Below are 12328 nucleotides of genomic sequence, written 5' to 3'. Positions count from 1 at the left end.
GTCATCCTCCTGCCCGCTGCCGGCGGCGGGCCTGTTCGTAGGCGGCGCGCGCCCGCTTCTGGGCCGGGTCCCGCGGCGCCTCGGTGACCGGTACGTCCCACCAGGCGCCGCCCTCGGCGGTGCCGGTCGCGGGGTCGGTGCCGATGACCAGCACCGTCGTGCGCCGGCTGCGCAGCGCGGCCGGCAGCGCGGCCTCGAGCGCCGCGATGCCGTCCAAGCGCTGCGCCTGAGCGCCCAGCGCCGCAGCATGGGCGACGAAGTCGACCGCGGGCGCGTCGGCGTCCAGCAGGTTGTTGAAGGGCGCGCCGCCGGTCGCCCGCTGCAGGCGGGAGATGCAGCCGAAGCCGCGGTTGTCGAGCACCACGATCGTGAGCTTCGCGCCCATGGCGACCGCCGTGGCGATCTCGCTGTTCATCATCAGATAGCTGCCGTCGCCGACCAGCACGACCACCTCGCGCGCCGGCGCGGCCATCTTGGCGCCGAGGCCGCCGGCGATCTCGTAGCCCATGCAGGAAAAGCCGTATTCGACGTGGTAGGCGGCCGCGTCGGGCGCACGCCAGAGCCGGTGCAGTTCTCCCGGCAGGCCGCCGGCGGCGCAGACGACGATGCCGGCCTTGGGCATGGCGCGGTTGACGGCGCCCAGCACCTGCGCGTCGGTCGGCGGCGCGCCCGCCCGCTTCGGCGCGGCGGTGACGCGCTCGACCGTCCGGTGCCAGCGCGCCGTGCCGGCCGCCGCGCGATCCTGCCAGGCGGCGGGCGCGGCCCACCCCTCGAGCGCGGCGCCGAGCGCGGCCAGGCCCTTGGCCGCATCCGCCACCAGCGGCAGCGCGCCATGCTTCGCCGCATCGAAGCCGGCGACGTTGAGCGCCACCAGCCGCGCGCCCCCGAACAGCGCGCGCGACCCCGTGGTGAAGTCGGCCAGGCGCGTGCCAACCGCGAGCACAAGGTCCGCGCACGCCGCCAACGCATTGGCCGAGGCCGTGCCGGTCACGCCGATGGCGCCGGCATTGCGCGGATGGTCCCAGGCCAGGGCGCCCTTGCCCGCCTGGGTCTCGGCCACGGGCACGCCGTGGCGGGTGGCGAAGGCCGCCAGGGCAGCCTCGGCGCCGGCATACTTCACGCCGCCGCCGGCGATCAGCAGCGGTCGCTTCGCGCGTCGGATCAGGGCCGCGGCGGCGAGGGTCTCCGCCGCATCGGGCTCCGGCGCGCGCGGAAGGTGTAGGCGCGGGCGGAAGAATGCCGTCGGCCAGTCGAGGCTCTCGGCCTGGACGTCCTGCGGGAAGGCGATGGTCGCCGGGCCGCATTCGGCCGGATCGGTCAGGACGCGGAGCGCCGCCGGCAGGCTGACCAGCAATTGCTCGGCGCGGGTGATGCGGTCGAAGAAGCGCGACACTGGGCGGAAACAGTCATTGGCGGAGGCGCCCGGGTCGCCGAACTGCTCCACCTGCTGCAGCACGGGGTCGGGGCGGCGGCTGGCGAAGACGTCGCCCGGCAGGAACAGCACCGGCAGCCGGTTGACATGCGCCACGGCGGCCGCGGTCACCATGTTGGTGGCGCCCGGGCCGATCGAGGTCGTGCACGCCATCATCCGCCGCCGCGCATGCGTCTTGGCGTAGGCGATGGCGGCATGCGCCATGGCCTGCTCGTTGTGGGCGCGGAAGGTCGGCAGGCGGCGGCGCACGGCGTGCAGCGCCGGCCCCAGTCCAGCCACGTTGCCGTGCCCGAAAATGGCGAAGACGCCGCCGAACAAGGGCACGCGGCGGCCGTCGATCTCGGTCGCCTGGGCCGCGAGGAACCGCACGGTGGCTTCGGCGGCGCTCAGCCGGATGGTCGGCATGGCCAGGTGTTTCCCCGGGGGGCCTGCCCCCTGCTGCGCGTCGCCGTGTTGACGGCGAGCAAGTGTTACGGATTGATGATGTCCCCCACAAGCGGCGGCGCCGCAGGACCGTCCATGCTCCAGTTCGCCCAGTTCGGCGCCGGCCGCATCGGCGCCATCCACGCCGCCAACCTGGCGGCGAGCGGGCAGGCGGCGCTGCGCCATGTCGTCGACGTGAACGCGGCGGCTGCGGCGGGGCTGGCCGCCCGCCACGGCGCCAGGGTCTCGACGACCGAGGAGGCGCTGACGGACCCGGAGGTCGGCGCGGTGATCATCGCCTCCTCCACCGACACGCATGCGGCGCTGGTCATCGCGGCGGCCGAGGCCGGCAAGGCGATCTTCTGCGAGAAGCCGATCGACCTCTCGCTCGCCCGCGTCGATGCCGCCATCGCCGCGGTCGAGGCCGCCGGCGTGCCGATGCTGGTCGGTTTCAACCGTCGCTTCGACCCGGATTTCGCGGCACTCCGCCGCCGCATCGCGGAAGGCGCCATCGGCACGGTCGAGCAGGTCGTCGTCACCAGCCGCGATCCCGGCCTGCCGCCGATCGACTACCTGAAGGTCTCGGGCGGCCAGTTCCGCGACATGACGATCCACGACTTCGACATGGCGCGCTGGCTGTTGGACGAGGAACCGGTGGAGGTCTTCGCCTATGGCGCGGCGCTGGTCGATCCGGCCGTGGCCGCCGTCGGCGACATCGATTCCTGCATGGTGCTGCTGCGCACCGCCTCGGGCCGCATGGCGCACATCAACAACAGCCGCCGCGCCGCCTATGGCTACGACCAGCGGATCGAGGTGCATGGCAGCCTCGGGCGGCTGATGGCCGGCAACCGGACGCCGACGACGGTGGAGCTTGCGAATACCGCGGCGGTCTCGACCGACACGCCGCTGCACTTCTTCCTGGAACGCTATGCCGAGGCCTACCGGATCGAGCTCGCCGCCTTCGTGGCGGCGGTCGCGGCGGGCGTGCCGATGCCGGTCGGCGCCGCGGATGGGCGGCAGGCCCTGGTCCTGGCGGATGCCGCGCTGCTGTCCCTGCGCGAGAGGCGGCCCGTGCGCGTCGGCGAGATCGCATGACCGCGCTGCCGCCCGTCTCGCTCGCGGGCCGGGTGGTGCTCGTCACCGGCGCGACGCAGGGGATGGGAGAGGGCATCGCCCGCGCCGCGGCCGCTGCGGGCGCCGCCGGCATCTGCGTCGCCGGGCGCGATGCCGCGCGCGCCGAGGCCGTGGCGGCCGGGCTGCGCACGGCCGGCACCGCGGCCCACGCGGCCGTCGCCGACCTCGGCGACGCGGAGGCCTGCCGGCGCATCGTCGCCGAGGCCGAGGCCGCGCTCGGGACGGTGGACGCGCTGGTCAACGCCGCCGGCCTGACCGACCGCGGCACCATCGAGGACACGCCGGTCGAACTCTGGGACCGGCTGTTCGCCGTCAACGCCCGCGCGCCCTTCATCCTGACGCAGGAGGTCGTGCGCCGGCTCAAGCCATCGCGGCGGCCCGGCTCCATCGTCAACATCATCACCATGTCGAGCCATGGCGGGCAGCCTTTCCTGACCGCCTATGCGGCGTCGAAGGGCGCGCTGGCGACGCTGACGAAGAACACGGCGCATGCGCTGCGCGACGCGCGCATCCGCGTGAACGGCATCAATATCGGCTGGGCGGACACGCCGGGCGAGCACGCCATCCAGGCGCGCGACGGGCGGCCCGCCGACTGGCTGGCGGCGGCCGAGGCCGCGCAGCCCTTCGGCCGCCTGATCCGCCCCGCGGATGTCGCGGGCCTGGCCGTATACCTGCTGTCCGACGCGGCCGCGATGATGACGGGCGCGCTGATCGACTTCGACCAGAACGTGATGGGAGCCTACGGGTGATGGACCGCGCCGACCTGCTGCGCCGGCGCGACGCCGCCGCCGCCATCGCCGCCGAGGCCGCGGCGCTCGCCGCGCGGCTGCGCGCCGAGGGCGGCGGCGTCGCCAGCCTCAAGGGGACGCAGGACTTCATCACCGAGGCCGACGGCGCGACCGAGCGGTTCCTGCGCGAGCGCCTCGCCACGCTGTTCCCGGGCGAGGAGGTGCTGGGCGAGGAGATGGGCGGCGCGGTCTCCGGCGCCGGCCCGCTCTGGGTGCTCGACCCGATCGACGGAACCTCGAACTTCGCGCGCGGCGGGGACCGCTGGTGCGTCTCGGTCGGCCTGGTGGTCGCCGGGCGCGCGGTCGCGGGCGCCATCGCGCGCCACGCGCCGGCCGAGGTCTTCGCCGGCGCCGAGGGCTGCGGCGCGACGCTGAACGGCGCGCCGATCCGCGCGGCACCGACGACGGACATCGGCCGCGCCATCATCGAGGTCGGCTGGTCGCTGCGCACGCCCATCGCGGGCTTCCACCGCCTGTCGGAACGCGTGATGGCCGCAGGGGCGGGGATGCGATGCGGCGGGTCCGGCGCGCTCGGCCTGGTCGAGACCGCGGCGGGCCGCCTCGACGGCTATCTCGAGTTGCACATCAATGCCTGGGACGCCGCGGCCGCGCTCGCCATCGCGCGGGAGGCCGGCTGCTGGACCAGCGCCTTCGACAGCGGCGACTGGCTGGCGCGCGGCAACCCGATCGGGTTCGGCGCGCCGGCGCTCGGCGGCCGCCTCGCTGCCTTCCTTGCCGCTTGAGGCCGCGTCGCGCGCGGCGTTTACTGGGACGTCACAGTCGGGAAACGGGCGCGCAAGCCCGCCATCAGGGAGGACCGATCGCATGGTTTCACGCCGCACCCTTGCCGCCGCTGCCGTCGCCGGCGCGCTGGCCGCCGCCCTGCCGGGCGTGGCCCGCGCGCAGGGCCAGCTCACGGTCTACTGCTCCGTCCAGGAGGAATGGTGCCGCCCGATGATGGCGGCCTTCGAGCGCGCGACCGGCGTGCGTGTCGCGATGACGCGCCGGAGCTCCGGCGAGACCATGACGCAGATCCGCGCCGAGGCCGCGAACCCGCGCGGCGACGTCTGGTGGGGCGGCACGGGCGACCCGCACATGCAGGCGGCGCAGGAGAACCTGACGGTCGAGTACCGGTCCCCCCGCCTGTCGGAGCTGCAGCCCTGGGCCGTGCGCCAGGCCGAGCAGACCGGCTTCCGCACCGTCGGCATCTATGCCGGCGCGCTCGGCTATTCCTACAACGCGACCGAGCTCGCCCGCCGCCGCATCACCGCGCCGCGCTGCTGGGCGGACCTCGCGCGGCCGGAATTCCGCGGCGAGGTGCAGGTCGCCGACCCTAACACCTCGGGCACCGCCTACACGATGCTCGCGACGCTCGTGCAGATCATGGGGGAGGAGCCGGCCTTCACCTACCTCCGCGCGCTGCACCAGAACGTCAACCAGTACACGCGGTCGGGCGCCGCGCCCGCGCGGGCGGCCGCGACCGGGGAGACGCTGGTCGGCATCACCTTCCTGCATGACGCGGTGACGCAGAAGGTGGGCGGCGCGCCGGTCGAGCTGGTCGCGCCCTGCGAGGGCACGGGCTACGAGATCGGCTCGATGTCCATCATCCGCGGCGCGCGCAACATGGAGAACGCGCGGCGCTTCTTCGACTGGGCGCTCACGGCCGAGGCGCAGGCGCTCGGCGCCGAGGCGCGGTCCTACCAGCTGCCGTCCAACCGCAACGCGCCGATCCCGCCGCAGGCACCGCGCTTCGAGGATGTCCGCCTGATCGACTACGACTTCGCCCGCTGGGGATCCTCGCAGGAACGGACGCGCCTGCTCGACCGCTGGCAGCGCGAGGTGAGGGCGGCCGCGCGCTGATCGCGGCGGGCGGGCCCGGCCCGTGGGGGCGCTGAGCCTGGCGCGACTGGCGCTGGCCGTCGCGGGGCTCGGCCTGCTGCTGCTGCCCTGGCACGGGCTCGAGGGCGGCGTCGCGGACATCGCTTCCTGGCCCGGCGGCGCCGCGGCGCCGCTCGTCGCGCTGCTGCCAGGCGGGGAGCGCTGGTGGCTCTGGCCGCTCGTGCCGCTGCTGGTCGCGCCGCTGCCGGCGCTCGCCGCCGGGCGCGTGCCGGGCCGCCTGCTGGCCGCCTGCGGCGCGGGCGCCATCGCCTGGGTGTTCCTGCAGGGCCACGCGATCGGCCTGCGCGGCGTCGCCTGGCCGGTGCTGGAGCCGTGGCTCGGCGAGGTCCGGCAGACGTCGCTCGGCTGGGGCGCGGCAGCCGTCCTGGCCGGCGCCGCCGGGCTGGTCGCGACGGGGCTCGCGGCGCGCGGGCGGTTCGGCGGCGACGCCTTCATCGCCTTCCTCGTGGTCGGCAGCGCGGGCCTGCTTCTGCTGTTCGTGTTCGTGCCGCTGCTGACCATCCTGTCGGCCGCCGTGGTGGAGGATGGCCGCCTCGCGCCCGCGGCGCTGGCCGCGCGCGTCACGACGCCCGAGGCGTGGAGCCTCGCCTGCCTCGCGGACCGACAGGGCTGCGGCGTCGTGTGGAACACGCTGGCGCTGGCGAGCCTGACCGGGGTGCTCTCGACGCTGCTCGGGCTCGCCTTCGCGCTGCTCGCGGCGCGCGGCAACGTGCGGGCGATGCCCGCCTTCCGCGCCATGACGATCCTGCCGCTGATCACGCCGCCCTTCGTCGTCTCGCTGTCGCTGATCGTGCTGTTCGGGCGCACCGGGCTCGTCACGGGCTGGATGTGGGAATGGTTCGGCATACCGCGCACGCGCTGGATCTACGGCCTGCCCGGCGTGCTGCTCGCGCAGGTGCTGGCCCAGGCGCCGATCGCCTTCGTGCTGCTGGAAGGCGCCGTGCGCGCGATCGGGCCGAGCCTCGAGGAAGCCGCCTCCACCATGGGGGCGCGGCGCTTCACCGTGTTCCGCACCGTGACCTGGCCGCTGCTGCGCCCGGCGCTGGCCGCCGCCTTCCTGCTCGGCTTCGTCGAGAGCCTGGCGGATTTCGGCAACCCGTTGGTGCTCGGCGGTGATTTCGACGTGCTCTCGACGCGCATCTTCTTCGCCATCGCAGGCGCGCGGCACGACCCGGGACAGGCGGCGGCGCTGGCGCTGCTGCTGCTGATGCTGACCTTCGGCGCCTTCGCGCTGCAGGCGCTCTGGATCGGGAAGCGGCGCTACACGACGGTCACGGGCAAGGGCGATTCCGGCGTGCCGGCGCCGCTGCCGCGCGGCCTGAAATTCGTCTGCGGCGCCGTGGCCTGGCCCTGGATGGCCTTCACCGCCGCGGTCTACGGCATCATCCTGGTCGGCGGCTTCGTCCACGACATCGGCCGCGGCGACATGGCCTTCACCTGGCGCCACTTCCTGACGGGCTTCGAGGTCGAGTGGCTGGACGGCATGGCCTTCCGCGGCTCCGCCTGGGACAGCCTGTTCACCACCATCCAGGTCGCGGCGGTCTCGGCCCCGCTCACGGCCGGGCTCGGCATCCTGCTCGCGTGGCTGCTGGCGCGGCAGTCCTTCCCGGGGCGGCGCAGCCTGGAATTCATGACCATGCTGTCCTTCGCCATCCCGGGCACGGTGGTCGGCGTCTCCTACATCCTGGCCTTCAACGTGCCGCCGGTGGAACTGACCGGCACGGCGCTGATCCTCGTGATCTGCTTCGTCTTCCGGAACCTGCCGGTCGGCGTCAGGGGCGGTATCGCGGCGCTGGCGCAGATCGACCGGTCGCTCGACGAGGCCTCGGCCACCATGGGCGGCGGCGCGGTGCAGACGCTCCGGCGCGTGATCCTGCCGCTGCTCCGCCCGGCGATCGTGGCCGCGCTCGCCTTCTCCTTCGTGCATGCGATGACCGCGGTCTCGGCGGTGATCTTCCTGGTCTCGGCGCGGCACAACCTTGCGACCGTCTACATCGTCGGGCGCGTGGAGGCGGGCGAGATGGCGCTGGCCATCGCCTATTCGACCGTGCTGATCCTCATCATGCTGGCGGTCGTCCTCGGGATCGAGCGCCTGGTCGGCCGCGCGCAGATCGGCCGCCGCGCGGTGCCCGCCACCCCCATGCGCGCCGGAGCCTGAGCCCATGAGCGATGCCGCCGTCCGGTTCACCGGCGTGACCAAGGCGTTCGGCGCGGTCCGCGCGGTGGACGACGTGTCCTTCGCGCTGCCGGCCGGCGCGCTGGTGACGCTGCTCGGGCCGTCGGGATGCGGCAAGACCACGACGCTCAGGCTGGTCGCGGGGCTCGACCTCGCGACCGCGGGGCGGATCGAGATCGAGGGGCGCGACGTCTCGCGCCTGTCGGCCGCCGAGCGGCGGATCGCGATGGTGTTCCAGTCCTACGCCCTGTTCCCGCACATGAACGTGCTGGAGAACGTGTCCTACGGCCTGGTGGTGGGCGGCGCGCGGCGCGCCGCGGCCGAGTCCGAGGCCCGCGCCATGCTCGCGCAGCTTGGCCTCGAAGGGCTCGGCGGGCGGCTGCCGGCGGAACTCTCGGGCGGGCAGCAGCAGCGCGTCGCGGTCGCGCGCGCGCTGGTCCTGCGCCCCAAGGTGCTGCTGTTCGACGAACCTCTGTCGAACCTCGACGCCCGCCTGCGACGCCGCGTGCGGGAGGACATCCGCGACCTGCAGAAGCGCCTCGGCCTGTCGGTGGTCTATGTCACGCACGACCAGCAGGAGGCGCTGGCGGTCTCCGACCTCGTGGTGGTGATGCGCGACGGGCGCATCGCGCAGATGGGCACGCCGCAGCAGTTGTACGACGAGCCGGCGGACGCCTTCGTCGCCGACTTCATGGGGGAGGCGAATGTCGTCGCGGGCCAGGTGCTCGACGCGCCGGGCGGCACGGCGCGGGTCGCGCTCGGCGGCGTGACGGTCGAGACCGCGATGCGCGCACATCGGCCAGGCGCCCTGTCGCTCGCGATCCGACCGGAGTCGATCGGCCTGCTGCCCGCCGACGATGCGGCAGGCGGGCTGCCGGGCCGCGTCCGGCGCGCCGCCTTCCTGGGCCAGACCCGGGAATATGAGGTCGAGACGGCGGCAGGGCTGCTGTTCGTCGTGACGCAGGCGGCCGCGCCAGCCCATGAGGAAGGCGCGGAGGTGCTCTGCCGGCCAGCCCGGATGGTGCCGCTCGAGGCCTGATGCCTTACGGCTGGGGGGCGTGGCCCTCGGTGGGAACTCAAGGCGGCAGGAGAAGGGAACTTCCAACCACGGACCCCCTCGACCTGTTCTGTCGTTTGGGACCTCGCCTCCCGGGGGTGGGCGCCAGATTTCGAGGAAGGACGCGATTGGAGGGCGGTTCGGGGGAGGTCGCCGTCCCCGGCATTCGACCGCGATTCCGCGTCAGGACCGCCGTCAGGCGCCGGCTTCCCCCACCTGCCCGAGATAGAGCGCCGCCGCACGATCATCCGCCAGCAGGCCGGCCGCGGGCCCCAGCATCGCGACGCGCCCGCCGTCCAGGATGCAGCCGCGGTCCGAGATCGCCAGCGCCTGGCGGGCCCGTTGCTCGACCATGAGCACGCTGACGCCGAGCGCGGGCAGGCCGCGGATGCGCGCGAAGGATTCCGCCACGCGCGCCGGCGCCAGCGCCGCCGTGGGCTCGTCCAGGATCATCAGCCGCGGCCGCGCCATCAGCGCGCGCGCGAAGGCGAGCTGCTGCCGCTCACCCCCCGAGAGGCTGCCCGCCCGCGCGCGACGCCGCTCCGCGAGCGCGGGGAAGGCCGCCAGCAACTCGGCGATGCGCCCGCGCGCGTCGGACACGCCCGCGACCACCTGCAGGTTCTCGACCACGCTGAGGGACGGAAAGACGTTCCCCACCTGCGGCACGTAGGCGATGCCGAGCCCGAGCCGCGCCTCGACCGGCTCGCCGAGGATGTCGCGGCCCTCGAAGGCGATGCGCCCGGCGGCGCGCGGCAGCAGGCCCATCACCGCCTTGGCGAGCGTCGACTTGCCCGCGCCGTTGGTGCCGGCGACGGTCAGGATCTCCCCGGCCTCCACCGTCAGGTCGATGCCGGCCAGGATGTCGACCGGCCCGTAGCCGCCGACGAGGCCGCCGATCTCGAGCAGGCTCATGCCGCCGCACCGCCGAGATAGGCCTCGCGCACCGCGGGGTCGCGCAGCACCTCGCCCGGCGGGCCTTCGGCCAGGACGCGACCGCGATCCATCACCAGCACGCGCGGCACCAGGCGGGACAGGGCCGCGAGGTCGTGCTCGATCACCAGGAAGCCGATGCCGCGGGCGTTGAGCGCGGCGATGCGTTCGCCCAGCTCCGCGACCAGCACCGGGTTGACGCCCGCGAAGGGCTCGTCGAGCAGGATCAGCCGCGGCTTCGCCATCAGCGCGCGGCCGAGTTCCAGCAGCTTCTTCTGCCCGCCCGACAGCCGCCCCGCCGGCGTCCCGGCCACCGCGGTGAGGCGCAGGAACGCGATGGTCGCATCGGCCTCGGCGCCGATCGCCTCCTCCTCCGCACGGACACGGCCGGGGCGCAGGAACAGGCCGAGCAGCCCCTCCCCGCTCTGCCCCGGGGCGGCGGCCATCAGGTTCTCGCGCACCGTCAGGTGGTGGAATTCGCGCGGCACCTGGAAGGTCCGCACCATGCCCGCGCGCGCGCGCGCCGCGGCGCCGAGGCGGTCGAGCGGCCGGCCATCCAGCGCGACCGTCCCCCGGTCCGCGGCCATGAAGCCCGATACGACGGAGAACAGCGTCGACTTCCCCGCCCCGTTCGGCCCGATGATGCCGAGCATGGCCGCGCCGTCCATCGCGAAGGACACGGCGTCGAGCGCGCGAAAGCCGCCGAAGGATTTCGTGACGTCGCGGACGACGAGGCTCATCGGCGCGTGTAGTCGCCGACCAGCCCCTGCGGGCGGTACAGCGTGAAGAGGATGAGCGCGAGGCCGACCGCGCCGATCCGCACGCTCGCCATGTCCACCGCCGAGATCAGATCGGGGGCGACGTCGCGCAGGAAGCGCGTGCCTTCCAGGAACAGCATCAGCAGCAGCGCGCCCACCACCGCGCCCGACACGCGGCCGACGCCGCCCATGATCATCGCCATCCAGACGTAGAAGGTGACCAGGGGGATGAACTGGTCGGGGGAGACATAGGTGATGTAGTGCGCGTAGAAGGCGCCCGCCACACCGGCCAGCGCGGCGCCCAGCGCCAGCACTTGCATCTTGAAGCGCGCGGGATCCTTGCCGAGCGCCCTGAGCGCGTCCTCGTTGTCGCGGATCGCCTCGATCACGCGGCCGAAGGGGGATCTGGCGATCCGGCGCAGCGCCAGCGCCACCGCCAGGCACACCAGCGCGATGGCGGCGAGCGTCGCGAGCGACCCCGCCATGCCCACGCCGAGCCCGGCGAAGCTCCGCGGGATGCCGGGCACGCCCTGCACGCCGTTGGTCAGCCAGCGTTCGGAGGTGATGACGAGGCGTACCGTCTCGCTGAAGCCGAGCGTGACGACGGCGAAGTAGTCGTCGCGCAGCCGCAGCGCGACCAGGCCGATCGGCCATGCGGCGAGTGCCGCCGCCAGCGCCGCGCAGGCAAAGGACGCGACCAGCGGCACGCCCTCCAGCGACAGTAGCGCCGAGGCATAGGCGCCGATCGCGAAGAAGCCGACATGGCCGAAGTTCACCAGCCCCGTCAGCCCGTACTGCACCGTCAGGCCGAGCGTCAGCAGCACGTAGATCGCGCCCACGATGGCGATGGCGACGAGGTAGGCCTCCATCAGCGCACCTCCTCGACCCGGCCGAGCAGCCCGCGCGGCCGCAACAGCAGCACCGCGAGCATCACGGCGAAGGCGAGCGCGATCTTGTAGGTGAAGCCGACATAGGGCGTGGAGACCTCCTGCGCGACGCCGAGCAGCAGCCCCGCCAGCACCGCGCCGACGGGCGAGCCGATGCCGCCCAGGATCGCCGCCGCGAAGGCCGAGAGCAGCCCCTCCCACCCCATTTCCGGCGAGACGACGGTCTTGACGCCGAGCATCAGCCCGGCGATGCCCGCCGCGGCCCCGGCCAGCAGCCAAAGCGCGACCATGACCCGCACAGGCCGGATGCCCGAGACGCGCGCGAGGTCCGGGTCGTCCGCCACCGCGCGCATCTGACGCCCGATCGAGGTCAGATAGAGCACGCCGAAGGCCGCCGCGAGGGAGACGCCCGCCACCGCCGCAAGCGTGATGTCCATCGGCGGGATGCGCAGCCCCATCACCTCGATCGGCCAGGCGAGCGGCACCTGGAAGACCTGCTGCTGATGGCCGAACATCAGTCCGAGCACCGCGCGGATGAGGAAGGCCACGCCGATCGCGGCCACCAGGAGGGACGCGACCGGCCGGCGTGCCAGCGGCCGGAACACCAGCAGGTACCCTAGCAGGGAGACCGCGCCCGCCGCCACCACCGCCGCGCCGCCCGCGAGCGCGAGCGAGCCCGTCGCCCGGTGCGCGAGGAAGCCCGCATAGGCCCCGGCGGTCATGGTGTCGCCCGCCGCCGCGTTCGGGAAGCGGGCGATGCCGAAGACCAGCGTCACCGCCATCGCGGCCAGGCCGATGATCAGCCCGTGGACGATGCCGGCGACGAGGAGCGCGCCGAACAAGG

At 74.1% G+C, this 12328-nt stretch carries 11 protein-coding genes; 6 read left to right on the top strand and 5 right to left on the bottom strand.

The features are described from left to right. Position 1: 1 nt before the first annotated feature. Positions 2-1837 (bottom strand): 3D-(3,5/4)-trihydroxycyclohexane-1,2-dione acylhydrolase (decyclizing), encoded by a 1836-nt coding sequence (gene iolD / locus E8M80_RS12885; protein ID WP_137126102.1) that lies wholly within the window; start codon positions 1835-1837, stop codon positions 2-4. A gap of 114 nt (positions 1838-1951) precedes the next feature. Between iolD and iolG the strand changes: the two genes are divergently transcribed. From iolG to E8M80_RS12855, 6 genes are all read left to right on the top strand, one after another. After that, positions 1952-2950 (top strand): inositol 2-dehydrogenase, encoded by a 999-nt coding sequence (gene iolG, locus E8M80_RS12880; RefSeq protein WP_137126101.1) that lies wholly within the window; start codon positions 1952-1954, stop codon positions 2948-2950. Then, the gene (locus E8M80_RS12875; RefSeq protein ID WP_137126100.1) at positions 2947-3738 is read left to right on the top strand and encodes an SDR family oxidoreductase; all 792 of its coding nucleotides are present in this window, start codon (positions 2947-2949) and stop codon (positions 3736-3738) included. The genes iolG and E8M80_RS12875 overlap by 4 nt, the downstream gene beginning before the upstream one ends. Beyond that, a complete protein-coding gene (locus tag E8M80_RS12870) occupies positions 3738-4520 on the top strand; it encodes an inositol monophosphatase (RefSeq protein WP_137126099.1) in 783 nt (260 codons plus the stop codon). Before E8M80_RS12875 ends, E8M80_RS12870 begins: the two co-directional genes overlap by 1 nt. Before the next feature lie 82 nt (positions 4521-4602). Further along, positions 4603-5637, top strand: a complete 1035-nt coding sequence (locus E8M80_RS12865) for an ABC transporter substrate-binding protein (protein WP_137126098.1) — start codon at positions 4603-4605, stop codon at positions 5635-5637. A 22-nt stretch (positions 5638-5659) separates the two neighbouring features. Beyond that, positions 5660-7834: an iron ABC transporter permease gene (locus E8M80_RS12860; RefSeq protein ID WP_137126097.1), complete on the top strand. Its 2175-nt coding sequence runs from the start codon at positions 5660-5662 to the stop codon at positions 7832-7834. A gap of 4 nt (positions 7835-7838) precedes the next feature. Beyond that, positions 7839-8891 (top strand): ABC transporter ATP-binding protein, encoded by a 1053-nt coding sequence (locus E8M80_RS12855; protein ID WP_137126096.1) that lies wholly within the window; start codon positions 7839-7841, stop codon positions 8889-8891. Between the two features lie 213 nt (positions 8892-9104). On the opposite strand, the gene E8M80_RS12850 is transcribed toward E8M80_RS12855, so the two are convergent. The 4 genes from E8M80_RS12850 to E8M80_RS12835 are packed head-to-tail and all read right to left on the bottom strand — an operon-like array spanning position 9105 to position 12326. Then, entirely contained in the window at positions 9105-9821 is a 717-nt protein-coding gene (locus E8M80_RS12850) for an ABC transporter ATP-binding protein (protein WP_137126095.1), read from the bottom strand. Then, complete coding sequence (locus E8M80_RS12845; RefSeq protein WP_137126094.1) at positions 9818-10579, bottom strand: ABC transporter ATP-binding protein; 762 nt, start codon at positions 10577-10579, stop codon at positions 9818-9820. Before E8M80_RS12845 ends, E8M80_RS12850 begins: the two co-directional genes overlap by 4 nt. Continuing rightward, the gene (locus E8M80_RS12840) at positions 10576-11466 is read right to left on the bottom strand and encodes a branched-chain amino acid ABC transporter permease (RefSeq protein WP_137126093.1); all 891 of its coding nucleotides are present in this window, start codon (positions 11464-11466) and stop codon (positions 10576-10578) included. Before E8M80_RS12840 ends, E8M80_RS12845 begins: the two co-directional genes overlap by 4 nt. Continuing rightward, positions 11466-12326 carry a branched-chain amino acid ABC transporter permease gene (locus E8M80_RS12835; RefSeq protein ID WP_240790016.1) on the bottom strand — a complete coding sequence of 287 codons (861 nt, stop codon included), beginning with the start codon at positions 12324-12326 and terminating at the stop codon, positions 11466-11468. Before E8M80_RS12835 ends, E8M80_RS12840 begins: the two co-directional genes overlap by 1 nt. Between the last annotated feature and the right edge of the window lie 2 nt (positions 12327-12328).

It is taken from the genome of Roseomonas sp. HF4 (assembly GCF_005222755.1).
GTDB lineage: Bacteria > Pseudomonadota > Alphaproteobacteria > Acetobacterales > Acetobacteraceae > Neoroseomonas.
The sequence above is the reverse complement of the archived record's forward strand: the minus strand, read 5'-3'. Positions and strand labels throughout refer to the sequence as shown.